At 65.2% G+C, this 18,596-nt stretch carries 25 protein-coding genes; 19 read left to right on the top strand and 6 right to left on the bottom strand.

What is annotated here, in order from left to right; translation table 11 throughout:
• Nucleotides 1-6 precede the first annotated feature (6 nt).
• The gene (gene fliK, locus OU426_RS17770) at nt 7-558 is read right to left on the bottom strand and encodes a flagellar hook-length control protein FliK (RefSeq protein ID WP_267635504.1); all 552 of its coding nucleotides are present in this window, start codon (nt 556-558) and stop codon (nt 7-9) included.
• A gap of 1,137 nt (nt 559-1,695) precedes the next feature.
• Between fliK and OU426_RS17765 the strand changes: the two genes are divergently transcribed.
• The 6 genes from OU426_RS17765 (at nt 1,696) to OU426_RS17740 (ending at nt 5,465) form a co-directional block, all read left to right on the top strand.
• On the top strand, nt 1,696-1,992 hold the full coding sequence (locus OU426_RS17765) for a rod-binding protein (protein ID WP_267635503.1): 297 nt from the start codon (nt 1,696-1,698) through the stop codon (nt 1,990-1,992).
• Entirely contained in the window at nt 1,989-2,336 is a 348-nt protein-coding gene (locus tag OU426_RS17760; RefSeq protein WP_267635502.1) for a hypothetical protein, read from the top strand. The genes OU426_RS17765 and OU426_RS17760 overlap by 4 nt, the downstream gene beginning before the upstream one ends.
• Nucleotides 2,337-2,563: 227 nt before the next feature.
• Nucleotides 2,564-3,778, top strand: a complete 1,215-nt coding sequence (locus OU426_RS17755) for a flagellin N-terminal helical domain-containing protein (RefSeq protein WP_267635501.1) — start codon at nt 2,564-2,566, stop codon at nt 3,776-3,778.
• Nucleotides 3,779-3,862: 84 nt separating this feature from the next.
• On the top strand, nt 3,863-4,240 hold the full coding sequence (gene flaF, locus OU426_RS17750) for a flagellar biosynthesis regulator FlaF (protein WP_267635499.1): 378 nt from the start codon (nt 3,863-3,865) through the stop codon (nt 4,238-4,240).
• The gene (gene flbT, locus OU426_RS17745) at nt 4,237-4,641 is read left to right on the top strand and encodes a flagellar biosynthesis repressor FlbT (protein ID WP_267635497.1); all 405 of its coding nucleotides are present in this window, start codon (nt 4,237-4,239) and stop codon (nt 4,639-4,641) included. The genes flaF and flbT overlap by 4 nt, the downstream gene beginning before the upstream one ends.
• Nucleotides 4,638-5,465, top strand: a complete 828-nt coding sequence (locus OU426_RS17740; RefSeq protein WP_267635495.1) for a DUF1217 domain-containing protein — start codon at nt 4,638-4,640, stop codon at nt 5,463-5,465. Before flbT ends, OU426_RS17740 begins: the two co-directional genes overlap by 4 nt.
• On the opposite strand, the gene OU426_RS17735 is transcribed toward OU426_RS17740, so the two are convergent.
• Complete coding sequence (locus tag OU426_RS17735; protein ID WP_267635494.1) at nt 5,456-6,784, bottom strand: FliI/YscN family ATPase; 1,329 nt, start codon at nt 6,782-6,784, stop codon at nt 5,456-5,458. The two genes, OU426_RS17740 and OU426_RS17735, sit on opposite strands and share 10 nt — an antisense overlap.
• A gap of 93 nt (nt 6,785-6,877) precedes the next feature.
• On the opposite strand from OU426_RS17735, the gene OU426_RS17730 reads away from it, so the two are divergent.
• From OU426_RS17730 to OU426_RS17690, 9 genes are read left to right on the top strand one after another with little or no spacing between them, the layout of a single operon-like run.
• The gene (locus tag OU426_RS17730; RefSeq protein ID WP_267635493.1) at nt 6,878-7,264 is read left to right on the top strand and encodes a FlgB family protein; all 387 of its coding nucleotides are present in this window, start codon (nt 6,878-6,880) and stop codon (nt 7,262-7,264) included.
• 8 nt (nt 7,265-7,272) lie between these two features.
• Nucleotides 7,273-7,665 carry a flagellar basal body rod protein FlgC gene (gene flgC / locus OU426_RS17725; RefSeq protein WP_267635492.1) on the top strand — a complete coding sequence of 131 codons (393 nt, stop codon included), beginning with the start codon at nt 7,273-7,275 and terminating at the stop codon, nt 7,663-7,665.
• Between the two features lie 14 nt (nt 7,666-7,679).
• A complete protein-coding gene (gene fliE / locus OU426_RS17720) occupies nt 7,680-7,973 on the top strand; it encodes a flagellar hook-basal body complex protein FliE (protein WP_267635491.1) in 294 nt (97 codons plus the stop codon).
• A 4-nt stretch (nt 7,974-7,977) separates the two neighbouring features.
• Nucleotides 7,978-8,244, top strand: coding sequence for a flagellar biosynthetic protein FliQ (locus OU426_RS17715; RefSeq protein ID WP_267635489.1), 267 nt, complete (start codon nt 7,978-7,980; stop codon nt 8,242-8,244).
• A gap of 3 nt (nt 8,245-8,247) precedes the next feature.
• Entirely contained in the window at nt 8,248-8,964 is a 717-nt protein-coding gene (locus OU426_RS17710; RefSeq protein ID WP_267635488.1) for a flagellar hook-basal body complex protein, read from the top strand.
• 8 nt (nt 8,965-8,972) lie between these two features.
• A complete protein-coding gene (gene flgG, locus OU426_RS17705) occupies nt 8,973-9,758 on the top strand; it encodes a flagellar basal-body rod protein FlgG (protein WP_267635487.1) in 786 nt (261 codons plus the stop codon).
• A complete protein-coding gene (gene flgA / locus OU426_RS17700) occupies nt 9,758-10,174 on the top strand; it encodes a flagellar basal body P-ring formation chaperone FlgA (protein ID WP_267635485.1) in 417 nt (138 codons plus the stop codon). Before flgG ends, flgA begins: the two co-directional genes overlap by 1 nt.
• 27 nt (nt 10,175-10,201) lie before the next feature.
• Complete coding sequence (flgH, locus tag OU426_RS17695; protein WP_267635483.1) at nt 10,202-10,918, top strand: flagellar basal body L-ring protein FlgH; 717 nt, start codon at nt 10,202-10,204, stop codon at nt 10,916-10,918.
• Between the two features lie 8 nt (nt 10,919-10,926).
• Nucleotides 10,927-11,445, top strand: a complete 519-nt coding sequence (locus OU426_RS17690; protein WP_267635482.1) for a flagellar basal body-associated FliL family protein — start codon at nt 10,927-10,929, stop codon at nt 11,443-11,445.
• Nucleotides 11,446-11,552: 107 nt separating this feature from the next.
• Here the strand turns inward: OU426_RS17690 and OU426_RS17685 are convergent, their stop codons facing one another.
• Nucleotides 11,553-11,777, bottom strand: coding sequence for a hypothetical protein (locus tag OU426_RS17685; protein ID WP_267635481.1), 225 nt, complete (start codon nt 11,775-11,777; stop codon nt 11,553-11,555).
• Between the two features lie 87 nt (nt 11,778-11,864).
• A complete protein-coding gene (pyk, locus tag OU426_RS17680; RefSeq protein WP_267635480.1) occupies nt 11,865-13,310 on the bottom strand; it encodes a pyruvate kinase in 1,446 nt (481 codons plus the stop codon).
• Nucleotides 13,311-13,466: 156 nt separating this feature from the next.
• Here pyk and OU426_RS17675 point away from each other — a divergent pair, with 156 nt between their 5' ends.
• The 3 genes from OU426_RS17675 (at nt 13,467) to trhA (ending at nt 15,358) form a co-directional block, all read left to right on the top strand.
• Nucleotides 13,467-14,198, top strand: coding sequence for an N-formylglutamate amidohydrolase (locus tag OU426_RS17675; protein ID WP_267635479.1), 732 nt, complete (start codon nt 13,467-13,469; stop codon nt 14,196-14,198).
• A gap of 7 nt (nt 14,199-14,205) precedes the next feature.
• Nucleotides 14,206-14,526: a DUF1244 domain-containing protein gene (locus OU426_RS17670; protein WP_420712617.1), complete on the top strand. Its 321-nt coding sequence runs from the start codon at nt 14,206-14,208 to the stop codon at nt 14,524-14,526.
• 178 nt (nt 14,527-14,704) lie between these two features.
• Nucleotides 14,705-15,358 (top strand): PAQR family membrane homeostasis protein TrhA, encoded by a 654-nt coding sequence (gene trhA / locus OU426_RS17665; protein ID WP_267635478.1) that lies wholly within the window; start codon nt 14,705-14,707, stop codon nt 15,356-15,358.
• Between the two features lie 105 nt (nt 15,359-15,463).
• On the opposite strand, the gene OU426_RS17660 is transcribed toward trhA, so the two are convergent.
• Both OU426_RS17660 and dgcA read right to left on the bottom strand, forming a co-directional pair.
• On the bottom strand, nt 15,464-16,324 hold the full coding sequence (locus OU426_RS17660; RefSeq protein WP_267635477.1) for a D-amino-acid transaminase: 861 nt from the start codon (nt 16,322-16,324) through the stop codon (nt 15,464-15,466).
• Between the two features lie 4 nt (nt 16,325-16,328).
• Complete coding sequence (gene dgcA / locus OU426_RS17655) at nt 16,329-17,291, bottom strand: N-acetyl-D-Glu racemase DgcA (protein ID WP_267635476.1); 963 nt, start codon at nt 17,289-17,291, stop codon at nt 16,329-16,331.
• Between the two features lie 190 nt (nt 17,292-17,481).
• On the opposite strand from dgcA, the gene OU426_RS17650 reads away from it, so the two are divergent.
• Entirely contained in the window at nt 17,482-18,435 is a 954-nt protein-coding gene (locus OU426_RS17650) for an L-malyl-CoA/beta-methylmalyl-CoA lyase (RefSeq protein ID WP_267635475.1), read from the top strand.
• Nucleotides 18,436-18,596: the final 161 nt, after the last annotated feature.

Raw genomic sequence — 18,596 nt, 5'->3', positions numbered from 1 at the left:
TTCTCCTCAAAGCCTCAGGTCGAGCCGGTCTTCGCTTGCGAGGCGCATCTGACCGGGTCGGGCCGGAAGCGGGATGTCGCGCGGCGGCGCATCCACGCGCGACAGGTCTGGCGGGGCGCCATCCGGCTGCGGCAATTGCCCTCCGCCGCCACGCTGGCCGCCCTCATTGGCGAAGGAAAAGGCCAGGTTGCGATAGCCGAGATCGCGGAGATCCTGCGCCAGCTGGTCGATATGGCGGCGCATGAGATCGAGCGTTTCGGGCCGCTCGGCGGTCAGGGTCAGCGTCAGCCCAGCCTCACCGCCCTGCAGGACCATCCGCACCCGCCCAAGCTCCTCGGGTGAAAGCGTCACCTCTACCGGTCCGCCGCGATGGGCGTCGAGACCGAGCGCAAGTTGCCGCCCGATGGCGCCGCCATGATCGCTGTGATGTACGGCATGTGGCGGCGTGGCAGCCGGAGTTGGCGGGCTCCGCCCGATGGTGACCTCCGCGTCCGCCTGAGCTGGACCCGGAACAGGAATGTCGACCTGATCGGGGGCAGCCACGCTGGGTGCGGACATTGTCGGTCCCGATGAGGCCGCTGGCCCTTCAGCGCGTACGTCACTGGGCCCCGGTTGCGGGGCGGGGTCGCGCGGTGTGGGAGTAGCGGCCTCGCGTTGCACCTCCTCCTTGTCGTGCCGCCCGACCGAGTCGATCCGGTGCGACAGGTCTGCCAACGCAGGTTTCGCACTTGCCGCAGGCTTCGGCTGACCCGTAATCTCCCGCTCTGTCACCACCCGGTCCGCGGCCGCGTCGGGATAGCCATCCGTATGGGCGGGAATTTGGCCCATCTCAGGGCGAATGCTCTGGCCCCGAGGGTGTACGATCAGCGCGAACTTCTCCGTGAAAAGTTCCTTTTCCGGTGCATCTGCCGCTGCAGTCGCAGTCCGTACACCTGAAACGGGCGATGGCTCTCCCGCGACCTCTAGTTCGACGGGCGCCGGTTCAGTGGCAGGTTGTGTGGGCTGCTCCGGAGTGTGCGGCCTGGCATCTACCGCCTGATCTTCGGCTCCGCGCGTCGGGATCGGCAAGGGCGTCATACTGTCAGACTCGTGCCCCTGTGTGGGCGGCGGCTTTTGGCCCGCCACATCCGGCAATCTCTCGGGATCAGTCACCCATGCGGCCTGGGCATGCATCACCGCCGCGTCGGGCATCGTGCCCAACGGCCCGTCGTTCTGGTTGGTCGCAGAAGCCGTCGGCTGGGCTGATGAGTTCCATCCTGGCGGGACCGTGGCAGCCTCTGGCACAGCGCGGCGATCGGCCGGGTCTTCAGGTACGGCCCGTGGCGGCGGGGCCGCCAATGCCGGCGTTGCAACGAACCCTTCCGCCATCGCGTCGTCCGGGACCTCGCGCTGCTCGGCATCGGCATCCGGGGCCGGAGATCCCCGCGGAGACTGCGCCTCTGGCAGATCCACCTCCGCCTGACTGAAAAGCGCGAAAAAGGCCATCGCCGCTGGATCAGCCTCCCCCTCAGCAACAAAGGGCACGGTCTGCGCGGTTTGACCGGAGAGGCGGCCAGCGGGGGCAAGGAACGGAAAAGCGTCCAAGGGAATCACCATGACTTCTGCCATTGCCCGCAGACCATCCCTGACACCGGTTACCGCTTCTTTACCGTCCTCTGGTCTCATCGGTGGAAATAGCTCGGATTGGAACGATCCATGAAGATCGACAGCACCATCGCCCCCGCGCCCGCCCGGACCACGGCGGTTGACGAAGCCGCCCTTCGCCAGGCAGCGCAAGAATTCGAGGCCGCCTTTCTGGCCGAGATGCTGAAACCGATGGGCTCCGCGACAGCGCGGCAATCCTTCGGCGGCGGCATCGGCGAGGAACAATATGCAAGCTTCATGCTGGAGGCGCAGGCCAAGGCCATGGTGCAACAGGGGGGTATCGGCCTGTCGGAGAGCATTTTCGAGGCGCTGAAGGCGCGTGCCGAGGCGGCGGGAGGCGAGAAATGACCGAGATCGACGATCTGATCGCGATCCTGACCGAAGAACGCGCGCTTCTGAAGGCCGGTCGCATCGCGGCCCTTGCCGAGGCGGGTGCGCGGAAGGCCGCACTCCTCGACCAGCTTCTCGCCCATCCGCGCGCGGGCGGGGCCGCGCGCGCTGCGTTGGCGCGGCTCGCGGCAGAGGCGCGGGTGAACGAACGGCTGATCGGCGCGGCGCTGCGCGGCGTGCAGGCGGCGGCGGGGCGGCTGAAGGCCGTTCGCGACGCGGCCGAGGGGCTGACGGCCTATACTGCCGACGGCAAGAGCGTACGCCATATGACCCGGCCCGGAACGGTCGAGAAGCGAGCCTGACCCAGATGAAGGGGATCACTCAACTTCTAGACATTCGGCCGGGTGCCGACGGGCAGGGTTTAGCGAAACGTTAGCCTTTCGCCGGGAATGTGGGCTTCGCGCCCCGGATGGGGTGGCGCGGGGTCAGGGCGAGGGCCTTCTTCCGCAACGGTCAGAACACCGGCACGGCCCGCTTCCGGGCTCTCTTTGGCGCGGGTGCAAAGCACCCCCTTTCGAAGGAATAAATGATGTCCAGCATTCTGACGAACACCAGCTCCATGGTCGCCCTGCAGACCCTGCGTTCGGTGAACTCTAACCTCATGAAGACCCAGGACGAGATTTCGACCGGCAAGTCGGTCGCGACCGCAAAGGACAATTCCGCGGTCTGGGCGATCTCCAAGGTGATGGAAGCCGACGTGAAGGGCTTCAAGGGGATCTCGTCGAGCCTCTCGCTCGGTGAATCGACCACCGCCGTGGCTCGCCAGGCCTCCGAAACGGTCACCGAACTTCTGACCGACATCAAGGGCAAGATCGTCGCCGCGCAGGAAGACAACGTCGACCGTGCGAAGATCCAGACCGACATCGAGGCGCTGCGCAGCCAGATCTCGACGGTGGTCGGCGCCGCGCAGTTCAACGGCTTGAACCTGGTTGACGGCTCGCAGACGACCGTGGATGTGCTTGCCTCGCTCGACCGGCAGTCGAACGGCACTGTGACGACCTCTTCGATAACCATCACCGCGCAGGATCTGTCGATTGGCGGCTATGTGGCGTCGAGCGTCTTCAGCGCTTCGACCGGCGGCACGATCTCGACCGACGGCGATACGTTCGTGGCCTCGCTTGACCAGGGCGGCGGAACCGACGATATCACCATCTCGAACGGGGGCACCTGGGCAGCCGGTGACAAGGTCTCGATCACGATCGGCGACAAGACGGCGAGCTATACGGTGACGGCGAACGACGTGCTTGCCGCGTCTTCGACCGACGATCTGGTCGCGGTCGGGCTGAAGAACTCCATCGACGCTCTTGGCATTGCGAACTTCACTGTCGACTATGACAGCGCCAATGCCGGCCAGCTGGTGTTCACCAACAACGGCACAGCCGACCTGACCGTCAGCGGCCAGTTCAAGAATGCGGGTTCCGGCGGCCTTGGCGTGCTTTCGACGGTCGACGTCTCGACCGCCTCGGGCGCGGCGGCGGCCCTTGCCAATATCGAAGGCCTGATCCAGACGGGCATCGACGCGGCGGCGGAATTCGGTTCGGCGCAAAGCCGGATCGACATCCAGAACAAGTTCGTGATGAAGCTCTCGGACTCGCTCAAGGCCGGTATCGGTTCGCTGGTGGACGCCGACATGGAGGAGGCGTCGGCTCGTCTGCAGGCGCTGCAGGTCCAGCAGCAGCTTGGCATCCAGTCACTGTCGATCGCCAATCAGGCGCCGCAGAACATTCTGGCGCTCTTCCGCTGATGAAAAGGGGGCGTCCGTGAAGGGCGCCCCACCCGCCGCGGCAAAGACCGCGCGCCTGCACCCTAGCCATCGGAAGGTTCTGAAGTGACCGCACAGATCATGGCCCGGGCGGCCTATGCCAGCCCAACTGCCGCGACCCGCTCGCCCCGCAGTATCGAATATGACGCTTTCGCCCGCGTGACCCACCAGCTCAAGGCAGCGCTTGCCGCGCCCAAGGCGAATTTCGCGGCGCTCGCCCGTGCCCTTCACGACAATCGCGCGCTCTGGACGGTACTCGCCGCCGATGTGGCCGAGGCTGCGAACGGCCTGCCGGAGGCGCTGCGCGCGAAGCTTTTCTACCTTGCCGAATTTACCGTCGATCATTCCCGCAAGGTTCTTGCCGGGCAGGCCGACGTGGGCGTTCTGGTAGAGATCAACACTGCCGTCATGCGCGGCCTGAGGCGCGAGGAGGACAGGGGATGAGCGGCCTTGTCCTGAAACTCGCCCCGCACGAACGTGTCTTGATCAACGGCGCGGTGATCGAAAACGGCGACAAGCGTTCGCGCCTGTCGATCCTGACGCCGAACGCCAATATCCTGCGGCTGCGCGACGCGATCCATCCGGGCGAGGTCAATACGCCCGTCCGGCGCGTCTGCTATATCGCGCAACTCGTGCTCGCGGGCGACGCCAAGCCCGCAGAGGCCAAGGTGCAAATGATGCGCGGTGTCGAGCAGCTGAGCCATGCGCTCAGCGATCAGGACAGCCGCGCCCAGCTTGCGGCAGCGACAGAGGCGCTTCTGGACGATCAGTTTTATCAGGCGCTGAAGGCACTCCGTACGCTTCTTCCGCGGGAGGCGCGGCTTCTCGCCGCCGGCGGCGGATGAGCTTCGCGCCGGTCGTTCCGATGGGCGGCTATGCGGGTTGGGCCTTCCTGACCCGCACGCTCGACGCGCAGAAAAGCGCCTTCCTGAAGGACAGCGCCATCCAGCGCGACGAGGCCTATTTCCGCGAAAAGATCGGCAGCGTGCGTACGGCCGAAGAGCTCGTCTCCGACCGGCGGCTCCTGAATGTCGCGCTCACGGCGTTCGGGCTTGAGGACGACATCAACAACAAGGCCTTCCTCAGGAAGATCCTCGAAGACGGCACGCTGAAACCCGACGGCCTTGGCAACCGGCTTGCCGACAAGCGCTATCTGGAATTTTCCAAGGCTTTCGGTTTCGGTGACTTTCCGGTGCCAAACACGGTCCTTTCCGACTTTCCCCAAAAAATCCTCGCCCGCTACGAGGCGCGGCGGTTCGAGGCGGCGGTAGGCGAGCAGAACGAAGATATGCGGCTTGCCCTGAACGCCCGGCGCGAACTGGCAGACATTGCCAAGCGCTCGATGTCTGTAGATGCAAAATGGTACACCGCGCTGGGCTCGCCACCGCTTCGACAGGTGATCCAGACCGCGCTCGGCCTGCCGAGAAGCTTCAGCCAGGTCGATATCGACAAGCAGCTCGTGATCCTGAAGGACCGGGCCGAAAGTGCGCTGGGCACGACAGACCTGAAGGACATGGCCGATCCGGCGCAGGCCGAAAAGCTCGTCCGCCTCTTCCTCGTCCGCTCGCAGATGCAGTCTGACCTGTCGGGGGCAAACGACGGCTCGACGGCGCTCACGCTTCTGCAGCAGTCGCAGGCCGCGCGCAGCCGCCTGTCGCTTTATCTCTGAGGGTCCGCCGCCGACAGTATATCGGCAAGCCGCGCGAAACTGGCGCTTGCCCCTGCCGTCTCCGCCTCGGCCAGGAAGGCATCGAGCCTTGGCCAGACCCGTATTGCCGCATCGACCAAAGGGTCGCTTCCGGCGGCATAAAGCCCGGCCTGAATCATCATCTCCGCCCGGTCATAGGCGCCGAGAAGCCGCCGCGCCTCGGCGATCAGCGCATTCTCCCGCTCGTCCGCAGCGGCGGGCAAAGACCGCGACACCGACCTCAAAAGGTTGATTGCCGGATAGCGGCCGCGCTCTGCGATCTCGCGCTCCATCACCACATGGCCGTCGAGGACGCCGCGCAGCACGTCGGCCACCGGCTCGTCCATGTCGGAGCCCGCGACCAGCACCGAAAAGACCGCCGTGATATCGCCGGCGCCCTCGGGTCCCGGCCCGGCGCGCTCGGCCAAGGACATGACCAGATGCGACATCGAGGGTGGATGGCCGCGCATCGTCGCAGGCTCCCCCGCCGCCAGCGCCACCTCGCGGTGCGCTTCGGCCAGCCGCGTGACGGAATCGGCGAGAAACAGCACATGCGCCCCCCTGTCCCGGAAATATTCCGCGGCCGCCATTGCCGTCCAGGCGCAGCGGCGGCGGACCAGGGGCGACTGGTCCGAGGTGGCGGCGACGACGACACTGCGCGCCATGCCTTCAGGCCCAAGCACATCCTCGACGAATTCCCTCAGTTCCCGCCCACGCTCGCCGATCAGCGCGATCACCGCGACATCGCAGTCGAGATGGCGGGCGAAACTGGCCATCAGCATCGATTTGCCCACGCCCGAACCCGCGAAAAGCCCGATCCTTTGCCCCCGCACTATTGGCAGAAGGGTGTTGAAACAGCGCATGCCGGTTTCCAGTCGCCCCCCCATCCGGCGCCGCACAGCGGCCGAGGGCGCGTGGCCGCGAAGCGGCCGGGCGTCCGGCCCCCGCGCCAGCGGCTTGCCGTCCATGGGCCTTCCGAACGGGTCGACGATCCGGCCGATCCAGCCTGCATGCGGCGCGACAGCGCCGCCCTCTGCCCGCTCGACCCGGTCGCCCAGCCGCACGCCGTCGGGCGCCTCGTCGGCCAGGATCGCAGCGCCGTCCGCGTCGATCAGCACGATTTCCCCGCCGATCGGCCCCGTGCCGGCATGCAGCACCACCCGCTCGCCCATCTGCCAGTCGGGGCCACCGCCGCCTATGCGGATCAGGCCGCGCCCGGCCCCTTCCACCCGCGCGAAGGGCCGCGCGGCGCGGCAGCCCGCGATATCGGCCTTCAGCAGCTCCAGCGCGCCATCGGCCATTCTGACCCCCTTTTGTTCACGCTCACCCTTTCTAAACGAATCGGGGTTAAGCCTTGATTGAAGCTCGATGGAAAGCTCGGAGGAGAAGCCCCGATGTTTGAGAGCCCTGAAGTCATGGGCATGGCATCCGCGCTGGCACGAAATGCCGGTGCCCGCCTCGGCGCCATCGCCGAAAACGTCGCCAATGCCGACACGCCCGGCTACCGCGCGAAAGATGGCAAACACTTTGCCGATGTCTATGGCGCGGGTCCCGGCCTTTCGCTTCGCGCCACAAGGCCCGGCCATCTTGCCGGGGCCGCAGGCGAAAGTTTTACCGCCATTTCCGACCGCGCTGGCGGTCATATGTCGCCCAACGGCAATAAGGTCTCGCTTGAAGGCGAAATGGTCGCCGCCGCCGACGTGCGACGCGACCATGACTTCGCGCTCACCATCTACAAGACCTCGCTCGGCATCCTGCGGGCGAGCCTTGGCCGCAGGTAGGTATCACCATGGGCACGTTCGAGAATTCGCTTACCGTTTCAGCCTCCGGGATGGAGGCGCAGGCCATGCGCCTGCGCTATATCTCCGAAAATCTCGCCAATGCCGACACGCCGGGCTATCGCCGCAAGACTGCGCCCTTCGAGACGGAGCTGGACGGCGGTCGGGCGACCGGGCGGGTGGAACTCGGGCAGGTCGAACTTGACCGGTCGGATCTGACGCGGGTCTTCGACCCCGGCAGTCCGCTTGCTGATCAGAACGGGTACTATGACGGCTCCAACGTCGACATGGTGATTGAATTAGCCGACGCGCGAGAAGCGCAGCGCAGTTACGAGGCGAACCTCAAGCTCTTCGATCAGGCGCGGCAAATGTCGCAAAGCCTGCTTGAGCTGCTGCGCCGGTAGGGAGGTGATCCGGAATGGACGTGCGAAGCACTCTCGCCTCCCTGACTTACACGCGGGCCCGGCCCGCCACCGCCCCCGCGCCGGGCAGCGCCGAACAGGCGCCCGGCACCTTTGCCGCCGCGCTCGACGGCTTCGGCCAGACGCTGCGCGCGGGCGAGGATACGGCGCGCGCCGCGATGATGGGCACGGCCGATCCCCATGCCCTGGTCGAGGCGCTTGCTGCCTCGGAACTCGCCGTCGAAACCGCGGTGACGCTCCGCGACAAGGTGGTCGAGGCCTATCAGGAAATCCTCAGGATGCCGGTGTGACACCATGAATGAAGCCGTCTTCTTCGATACGTTGCGCCAGGGTCTCTGGACCGCCGTGATCCTTTCGGCGCCGCTTCTGACGGTGGCTCTTGTGGTGGGCGTCGCCATCGGCCTCTTTCAGGCGCTGACCTCTGTGCAGGAGATGACGCTCACTTTCGTGCCCAAGGTCGGCGCGATGATGCTGGTCTTCTGGGTGTCGATGACCTTCATGACCGGGACGCTGGTGTCGTTCTTCACCGACCGGATCGTCCCCCTGATCGCGGGAAGCTGAGCGATGGACAATGCCGTCTACAGCACGCTGAACCGCCAGTCGGGCCTGATGCGCGAAATGCAGACGGTCGCGAACAATATCGCCAACCTCTCGACCACCGGCTTCAAGCGCGAGGGCGTGATCTTCGCCGAACACGTGGCGGCGCTGGGCGGGTCGGAGCCTTCGCTGTCGATGGCCACGGCCGAGGGGCGGGAAATCAACCTCTCGCAGGGCGTTCTGCAGGCCACCGGCGGCGCCTTCGATCTGGCGATCGAGGGGGAGGGCTTCTTCCTGATCGAGACGCCGCAGGGCAACCAGTTGACCCGAGCAGGCGCTTTCACCCGGTCCGCCGAGGGCGAGCTGATGACCGCGGACGGCTATCGCCTGCTTGACGCGGGCGCCGGGCCGATCCAGGTGCCGGTCGAGGCCGGGACCGTGACCATCGCCCAGGACGGTACGATTTCCGCCGCGGGGCAGCCCATCGGACAGATCGGACTTTTCCTGCCCGCCGATCCCAAGGACCTGATCCATCAGGGCGGAACAAGGTTTTCCACAGCGACGCCGCCCGATCCGATGGAGGGTGGCACCATATTTCAGGGATTTCTGGAAAGTTCGAATGTCAATCCGGTGACCGAAATCACCCGGATGATCGCGGTGCAGCGCGCCTATGAGGCGGGCCAGAATTTCCTCGAGGCGGAGGATAGCCGCATCCGCTCCGTCACCCAGACGCTTGGCAGGTAGGAGGCAGAATGCGCGCCCTTCAGATCGCATCGACCGGCATGACCGCGCAAAGCCTGCGGGTCGAGGTCATTTCCAATAACCTCGCCAACATGTCGACGACCGGCTATTCGCCGCGCCGCGCCGAATTTGCCGACCTGCATTATCAGCAGATGACACCGCCCGGCGCGGTCAGCGCCTCGGACGGCACGGTGGTGCCGACTGGCATCCAGGTGGGCCTGGGCGTCCGCCCGGTCGCGGTGACGGTCAATATCTCCCAGGGCTCGCTGTCCGGCACCAACGGCGATCTCGACGTCGCCATCGAAGGCATGGGCTATCTGGAGGTGACGCTGCCCTCTGGGCTTTCGGCCTATACCCGCGACGGATCGTTGAAACGCTCGCCCGATGGCCAGATCGTGACGTCGGAAGGCTATCCCCTGGTGCCCGGCATCACCATCCCCGACGATACGAAGAACATCTCGATCAATCCCTCGGGTGAGGTCTATGCCTATTTCGCCGACCGCGTCGATCCGGAACTGCTGGGCCAGCTGACGCTTGCCAATTTTACCAATGAAAAGGGCCTGCAGGCGACCGGGTCGAACCTGTTCCTGCAAACCGCCGCCTCGGGCCCCGCGCAGGTGGGCGCGCCCGGTGAAAACGGCCTCGGCGCCATCCGCCAGTTCTTCCTCGAAACAAGCTCGGTCGACCCGGTGCGCGAGATCACTGACCTGATCGAGGCGCAGCGGGGCTACGAGATGAATGCCAAGGTCATCACTGCCGCCGACCAGATGCTCGGCGCAACCACGCAGATCCGCTGATGCGTGCGCTTCTCGTCCTCATCGCGCTTCTGCCTGCGCAACTTGCCGCCGAAACCCTGGTCGCGGCGCGCACGATCCCGGCGCGAACGATCCTCGCGGTCGAGGATCTGGAGCCGGGTCTGAAACCGGTCGCCGGTGCGGTCGAAGACCCCGCTGACGCGATCGGGATGGAAGCGCGGATCACCATCTACAAGGGCTTTCCGATCTTTGCCGAAAAGCTCGCGGCACCTGCGCTTGTCGAACGCAATGCGAAAGTGATCCTCCTCTACCGCACCGCCGGCCTTTCGATCACCGCCGAAGGTCGGGCGCTGGCGCGCGCGGGCGCGGGCGAGGTGATCCGCGTCATGAATGTCGCCTCCCGCACCACCGTCACCGGAACCGTCACCGCCGACGGCACCGTCATTGTCGCCCCCTGACCGCCAAACCTGACCATGGAGCTCGCCTTGCGCCGGATCGCCCTTTTCTTTCTTCTCGGTCTTCTCGCCGCCTGCGGCAATATGAGCGAGGTGGGCGAGGCCCCGGCTCTCTCTCCGGTCGAGGGCGGCAATGAATATTTCGCCATGACGAGCGCGGGCCTGCCGCGCGAGACGGCGCGCCCGACGGGCGGCTCGCTCTGGGCGGCGGGGCGGGGCTCGCTCTTCGGTGATCGCCGGGCCGCGCTGAGGGGCGATATCCTGACCGTGGTGATCGAGATCGACGACAAGGCGGAAATTTCCAATTCCTCCGGCCGCAGCCGGTCGTCCGCCGACAAGCTCGGTGTCCCTTCGGCCTTCGGCATACCGCAGCTGGTCGATGACGTCCTGCCCGACGGTGCTTCGATGGCCGATGCGCTCAACACCAAATCCTCGTCGAACTATCAGGGCGACGGGTCGGTCAAGCGCAAGGAAAAGCTCACGCTGCGCATCGCCGCCACGGTGACCGAGGAACTGCCGAACGGCGTTCTGCGCATTCAAGGCTCACAAGAGGTACGGGTGAATTTCGAGATCCGCGAACTGATCGTCACCGGTTTCGTCCGGCCCGAAGACATCAGCCGCCAGAATGAGATCACCTATGACAAGATCGCAGGCGCGCGCATTTCCTACGGCGGGCGCGGCCAGATCACCGATGTGCAGCAGCCGCGCTACGGCCAGCAGATCATCGACAATCTCCTGCCGTTCTGAGGGGTCCGATGCGCAAGCTTCTTCCCATCCTTCTTGGATTGATCGGGCTTCTGGCCGGGGGCGGGGCGGGGCTGATGCTGCGTCAGCTGCCCGAAGAGGTCGTGCTGAACCCATGCGGTAATACGGGAGAGACGGTAGGCGCCGAGGCGGACCATGGCGGGCCACAGGCTGACGAGGGTCATGGCGAGGAAGGTGAGGCGCCGGTCAAGGAATATGTGAAGCTCAACAACCAGTTCATCGTGCCAGTGGTCGACAAGGGCGAGGTGAACTCGCTTGTCATCCTGTCGGTCAGCCTCGAAGTGCCGACTGGTTCCACCCAGTCGGTCTATCAGGTCGAACCGAAGCTGCGCGACAGTTTCCTAAAGGTGCTGTTCGATCATGCCAACGCCGGCGGCTTCAACGGTGCTTTCACCAATTCCAACAATATGGAGATCCTGCGCGTAGCACTGAACGAGTCGGCGGCGAAGGTTCTGAAGGACATGGTCAGCGATGTGCTGATCACCGATATCGTCCGCCAGGACAATTGACGCCGTTTGAGCAGTTTGCCTTGTCGCTGAAACGGCAGGCTGCTGCAACAGATTGACTTGGCGCGTTTTCGAACCGGAAAAGTCTGTCAACTTTTCTTGAAAACGGTTCAGCGGAAGAAATAGGCCAACACCCGGAGGACAGCCTGAGGCACCTCGTCGGATCGGTAGGTGGAGCCGGAAAAACTGGTGGCCCAGGTCACGAGCACGCCGCCGAGGATCAGAAGCGTCACCGGAAGTTGCATCGTCCGGCTGCCGGAAAAGGCCGACACGAAAGCAGGCATCGACAGAAGAATGCACAGAATACCGGCCGTCAGCGCGAAATCCGATTCCACCTGTTGATCCCTCCCGATGCATTCTCTGCAGCGCTCAGGTCCGCAGTATTGCCTGCCGGGCAAGAAAATCAACCGCGCGGGTCGGGTCTACTCCGGATCGGTATTGAAGATCAGCCGCTCGTTGCAAGGGGCGACGCGCAGGATGTTGGTCGTGCCCTTTACGTTGAACGGAACACCGGCAGTCACGACGATCTGATCGGTCTCGGTCGCAAACCCATGGTCGCGGGCGGCGCGCACCGCGCTGACTACCGCCATCTTGAACCGGTCGACCGCCGGGGTCAGTACGCAATGGACGCCCCAGGTGAGGCACAGGCGCCGGATTGTCGCGGGTAGCGGCGTCAGCGCCAGGATCGGCACGCGCGGCCGTTCGCGGGCGACAAGGCTCGCGGTCGTGCCCGACTGGCTGAAACAGCAGATCGCCTTGATGTCGGTGGTTTCCGCGATTTCGCGCGCGGCCGACACGATCGCGTCGGCCACCGTCTGGCGGTTCGCACGGCGCGAGGCCTCGATCACCTCGCGGTAGGTCGGGTCCTGTTCGACGGAACGCGCAACATTGTGCATCGTCGCCACCGCCTCGACCGGATATTGCCCCGCCGCCGATTCCGCCGACAGCATCACCGCATCGGCGCCCTCGTAGATCGCGGTCGCGACGTCGGACACTTCGGCGCGCGTGGGCATCGGGCTTTCGATCATCGATTCGAGCATCTGGGTCGCCACGATCACCGGCTTGGCTGCTGCCCGTGCGCCGCGCACCAGCCGCTTCTGGATCGGCGGCACCGAATGAACCGGCAGTTCCACGCCCAGATCGCCCCGCGCCACCATTATCCCGTCGGACACCGCGAGGATCTCGGCATATGCCTTCACCGCCGCCGGTTTCTCGATCTTCGACAGGATCGCCGCGCGGCCCTTGGCGAGGGTGCGGGCCTCGACCACATCCTCGGGCCGCTGCACGAATGAAAGCGCCAGCCAGTCGACGCCAAGCCCGCAGGCAAATTCCAGATCCGCCCGGTCCTTGTCGGACAAGGCAGCAAGTGGCAGCACCACATCCGGCACGTTCACGCCCTTGCGGTTGGAAATCGTTCCCCCGGTCGTCACCGTGCAATCGGCGAAATCGGCGCCGCAGGCCTGGACCTTCAGGCGGATCTTGCCGTCATTGACCAGAAGCGAGGCTCCGGGTTCGAGCGCGGCGAAAATCTCCCTGTGCGGCAGGCAGACTCGGCTGGCGCTGCCTTCGGCCGGGTCGAGGTCGAACCGGAAGGGGGCGCCTTCAACCAGCTCTTCCGACCCGTTCGCGAAAGTGCCCACGCGCAGCTTCGGGCCCTGCAGGTCGGCAAGGACGGCGATGGGGCGGCCCACATCTTCCTCGATCTGGCGGATCAGATCGTAGCGCGCCTTCTGGTCGGCATGGCTGCCATGACTCATGTTCAGCCGGAACACATCTGCCCCCGCCTCGAACAGCGCACGGATCGTCGCATAATCGCTCGATGCCGGGCCGAGGGTGGCCACGATCTTCACATTCCGGTGCCGCCTCATCCCATTCCCCGACGTTAGCGCAAACTCGACCTGCTATCGCAGATATCCCCGCGCCCGGCAACAGGATTGGGCCCGTTTAAGCCCGCAAGCGCAGCCGGATATCTGGACGCCCGCTGTCTGATCACGTAACCCCTCTTTTGCACAAAGAGGTGACAGATGGCCTTTGAAATCGAAGGAGAGGATCGGCCGGGCCGGTGGCTCGTGACCTGCGATCACGCATCGAACCGGGTGCCCGACTGCGTCGGCGGCGGCTCGCTCGGCATCGCCGCCGAGGATATGGCGCGCCATATCGCCTATGACGTGGGTGCGGCGGGCGTGACCCGCGCGCTCGCCCGCCATCTCGATGCGCCTGCGATCCTGTCGACCTTCTCGCGGCTGGTGATCGACCCCAACCGGGGCGAGGATGACCCGACGCTGCTCATGCGGCTCTATGACGGCACGATCATTCCCGCAAATGCCCGCGCGAACGGCGAAGAAACCGAACGGCGGCTGGCGAAATTCCACCGGCCCTATCACGAGGCGCTCGCTCGCCTTGCTGCCCTTCGCGCCGACCGGGCAATCTGCGCCATCCATTCCTTCACCCCCTGCCTCAAGGGCCGCGCACCGCGTCCTTGGGAGGTTGCGGTGCTTTATTCCCACCTCGACACGCGCCTCGCGCTGCCGCTGATCGCAGCCCTGCGCGACGCAGGTTATGTGACCGGCGACAACGAGCCCTACAACGGCCACCTTGAAGGTGACGCGATCGACCGTCACGCCCTGCAGCATGGCCGCCCGAACGTGCTGATCGAGGTCAGGAACGACCTTATCGAACACGAAGAGGGTCAGGCCTTGTGGGCCGCGCGCCTCGCGCCCATTCTAACAGATGTCCTGTCCACCTCCGGCCTGTGAGGCACTCATGTCCGCCATCGACAAAAAGACCCAGATCGAGCTGGAAGCCGCCGCCTTCCGCACGCTGCGCCATCACCTGATGGAAAAGCGCGCGGACGTGCAGAACATCGACCTGATGAACCTCGCGGGGTTCTGCCGCAATTGTCTGGCGCGCTGGTACCAGGAGGCGGCAAACGAACGCGGCATCGACATGTCGAAAGACGAGGCGCGCGAGATCTACTACGGCATGCCCTACGAGGACTGGCGCGCACAGCACCAGACCGAAGCGGACGAGGCCAAAAAGGTCGCCTTCGACGTGGCCTTCCGGGAGAATGTCGGCAAGGCCTGATTGCCGGATGCCGGGATGAGTCGTGTCGCTACAGACCGTCCGGCGACTGTTGCGGACTGCCGGACCAAATGCGCTACATTTCAGAATTGGCGCCTGTTTGCCGACGCATCGGGCTCTGTCACGGTGACGTAACGTCCTGCATCTACGGTTATCGCTACGAAACTGGTAGCCTTGGATCATGAGCCTTCTGGAAACACGCACCCATTATTCCCGCGCCGAGTTTCTCTCGGATGCCGTGGTGCATGTCCTCGGCCTCGTCTTCGTCCTGACCTCGGTACCCGTCCTGATCACCGTCACCGCCTTCGTGCGCGGCGATGCCCCGGCAATGATCGGGACCGTCATCTATGGCGCGACGCTTCTTTTGATGATCCTCTGCTCGGGGCTCTACAATACCGTCGGTCAGGGCAGCTGGGCCTGGCTTCTGCAAAGGCTCGACCATTCGGCGATCTATGCCAAGATCGCTGGCACCTATACGCCTTTCGCGCTTCTTTCCGGCCAGGGCGGCTGGCTGGTCGCGGGCCTCTGGGGGGCCGCCGTCGCCGGAATGGGGTTGAAGCTCTTCTCGCCCCGCCGCTTCCGCCGCGTCGCGCTCGCGCTCTATCTCGGCATGGGCTGGGCGGGTCTTGCCTTTGGCGGCGGGCTGATCGGCGCCCTGTCGACCCCGGTCCTCATGCTGATCCTGACCGGCGGCGTGCTCTATACACTTGGCGTCATCCTCTATCTCTTCGACCGGCTGCCCTACCACTATACCGCCTGGCATGTGATGGTGCTGGCGGCGAGCGTGACGCTTTACTCCGCCGTCACGCTGCAGGTCGTGCAAAGCGCAGCCTGAACACCACCGGCACCGTGCCCCTCGTCGCCGACTATCGCCTGTGTCATGCGCGCGAACTTGTCGGGACGGATGCCATACGCTGTCGGGACGGATGCGGGACGCGCTTCAGATGGCGGATTTGCGGCTTTCGTCGAGGTAGATTTCCCGCAAGCGCCGCGCGACCGGCCCCGGCTCCCCCGCACCGAGTTTCACCCCGTCAATCTCGACGACCGGCATCACGAAAGCGGAAGCCGAAGTGACGAAGGCCTCGTCGGCCCCTTGCGCCTCTTCAAGCGTGAAGCTCCGCTCCTCGACCTGAAGCTGCGCTTCGGCCGCATAGCGCATGACAGCGGCGCGGGTTATGCCGTGCAGGATTTCGTTGGAAAGCGCCCGGGTGATCAGCTTGCCGCCCTTCACGATCCAGGCGTTGTTCGAGGTGCCTTCGGTCACCAGCCCGTCCTCGATGAACCAGGCATCGTCGCACCGGGCCTTCTTCGCCATCATCTTGCCCATCGAGGGATAGAGAAGCTGGGTGGTCTTGATATCGCGGCGGCCCCAGCGCACGTCGGGGACCGTGAGGATCTTGAGGCCCCGTTTCGCGTCGGCGCTGTCCTCCGGGCGGCCGGTGACCTGTGTGAAAAGGACGATCCCCGGCCTGGTAACGTTTGGATCGGGAAAGAGAAAATCGCGGTCACCCGGGTTACCTCGCGTCACCTGCAGATAGACGCGGCCGTCCGTGATGCCGTTCTTCGCCACGATCTCGCGGTGGAGCGCAAGAAGTTCCTCGGCGGTGGCGGGCGAAGGCATATCGAGCTCGGAAAGGCTGCGGTCCAGCCGGGCGACATGTCCGGCAAAATCGACGAGCTTGCCGTCGATCACCGTCGTCACCTCATAGACCGCGTCCGCCATCAGGAAGCCCCGGTCGAAGACCGAGACCACCGCCTGATCCTCGGGAACCCAGGTACCGTTGACATAGACTGTGCGCATGTTCCTACCCCCAAAGGTCCGGCTTGGCCGGGTGGACGATCGAGCCCTCGTAGCGAAGCGGCCGGTCGCGGTCTTGGGCCAGCAGGAGCGGCCCGTCAAGGTCTGTAAATGCTGCCCCCTGCGCGGCGAGGAGCGCCGGCGCCATGCCAAGCGACGAGCCGACCATGCAGCCGACCATGATGCCGTAGCCTTCCGTCCGCGCGGCGGCGCGCAGCGCCAGCGCCTCGGTCAGCCCGCCGGTCTTGTCGAGCTTGATGTTGATCAGGTCGTATTTTCCGCGAAGCGCCGGCAACGATGCACGGTCGTGGCAGCTTTCATCAGCGCAGACCGGTACCGGCCGTTCCATATCCGCCAGCGCCTCATCCTCGCCCGCCGGCAGCGGCTGCTCGACGAGAACGACGCCGAGGTGGGCGAGGTGCGGTGCGAGGTCGGCGTAGACCTCCGCCGTCCAACCCTCATTGGCATCAATGATGATCCGCGCTTTCGGGGCCCCGGCGCGGACGGCCGCCAGGCGCGGCATGTCGTCTGGCGTGCCGAGCTTGATCTTCAGGAGCGGCCGGTGCGCCTCGGCTGCCGCCGCCTTGCGCATCGCCACAGGTTCGTCGAGCGAGAGTGTATAGGCGGTCATGAGCGGGCCGGGGGCACCAAGCCCAGCCAGCTGCCAAACGGGTCGTCCGATCGCCTTCGCTTCCAAGTCCCACAACGCGCAATCGACCGCATTGCGTGCAGCCCCGGGCGGAAGGAGCGATTGCAATGCATCTTTGGTGACGTCGGGCGGTAGCGAGGCGATCTGGGCGAGGACGCTATCGACCGTCTCGCCATAGCGGGCGTAGGGCACGCATTCCCCACGGCCCGTGGCGCCGCGGCGCGTGACATTCACCGTCACCACCCGTGCTTCGGTCTTCGACCCGCGCGAGATGGTGAAAGCGCTTGCGAGGGGGAAAGTCTCTTCGTTTGCGTGAATCATCGGGCCGCTCATCGGTCGCTACCGACCTCTTCGCTGAAATCGCCGCCCGAGGGAAGCGAAGACGGCCGGCAGGCCGGAAGAGCGCCGCGCTGCGGCATTTCTGCTGCGAGTGCGAGATGGTTCTTGCTGGCAGATCGGCAATAATCTATCAATTCCGAGATAAACCGAGACACATACTTGCGAGACGATCATGAGCTTCCGCCTCCAACCTCCTGCCCCTGCCCGCCCGAACCGCTGCCAGCTGTTCGGCCCCGGCTCGCGCCCGGCGTTGTTCGAAAAGATGGCGGTGAGCGCGGCGGACGTGATCAACCTCGACCTCGAGGATTCCGTCGCGCCCGCCGACAAGCCCGAGGCGCGGAAGAACATCATCAAGGCGATCAACGAGGTGGACTGGGGCAAGAAATACCTGTCGGTCCGCATCAACGGGCTGGATACACCTTTCTGGTACCGCGACCTTGTCGAGGTGCTGGAAGAGGCGGGCGACCGGATCGACCAGATCATGATCCCGAAAGTGGGCTGCGCGGCCGATGTCTATACCGTCGATGCGCTGGTGACGGCGATCGAGGCGGCGAAGCTGCGCCAGAAGCGCATTAGCCTTGAGGTGATCATCGAAACAGCGGCCGGCATCGCCCATGTCGAGGAAATCGCGGCCTCTTCCTCCCGCCTGCAGGCAATGAGTCTTGGCGCGGCCGACTTCGCGGCCTCGATGGGCATGCAGACCACTGGCATCGGCGGAACGCAGGAAAACTACTACATGCAACGTGGCGAGGCGCGGCATTGGTCGGATCCTTGGCATTGGGCGACGGCGGCGATCGTCGCGGCCTGTCGGACGCATGGGGTCTTGCCGGTCGACGGGCCGTTCGGCGATTTTTCCGACGACGAAGGCTTCCGCGCCCAGGCGCGGCGGGCAGCAACGCTCGGCATGGTTGGCAAATGGGCGATCCATCCCAAGCAGGTGGCGCTGGCGAACGAGGTCTTCACACCGTCCGAGGCGCAGGTGACCGAGGCGCGAGAGATCCTCGCCGCGATGGAGGCCGCGAAGGCGGCGGGCCAAGGCGCCGCGACCTACAAGGGTCGCCTGATCGACATCGCCTCGATGCGGCAGGCCGAAGTGATCGTCCGGCAGGCGGAACTGATCGGCTGAAGCACCAGGGGCTTTGCGCCCCCCGGACCCTCGCAGAGTATTTGGCCCCAAAAGAACCCACGCCATTCCGCGGCAGAGCGACTGGCCGAGTTCAACTATCTGATGTTGGCCACAACAGGCGCAATCCATTCTAAATGGGGTTTGAAGGCAAGCTGCGTCAG

It is taken from the genome of Frigidibacter sp. RF13, assembly GCF_026626305.1.
GTDB lineage: Bacteria > Pseudomonadota > Alphaproteobacteria > Rhodobacterales > Rhodobacteraceae > TMP-24.
Note: the sequence above shows the minus strand (reverse complement) of the source record. Positions and strands in the feature narration are given on the sequence as shown.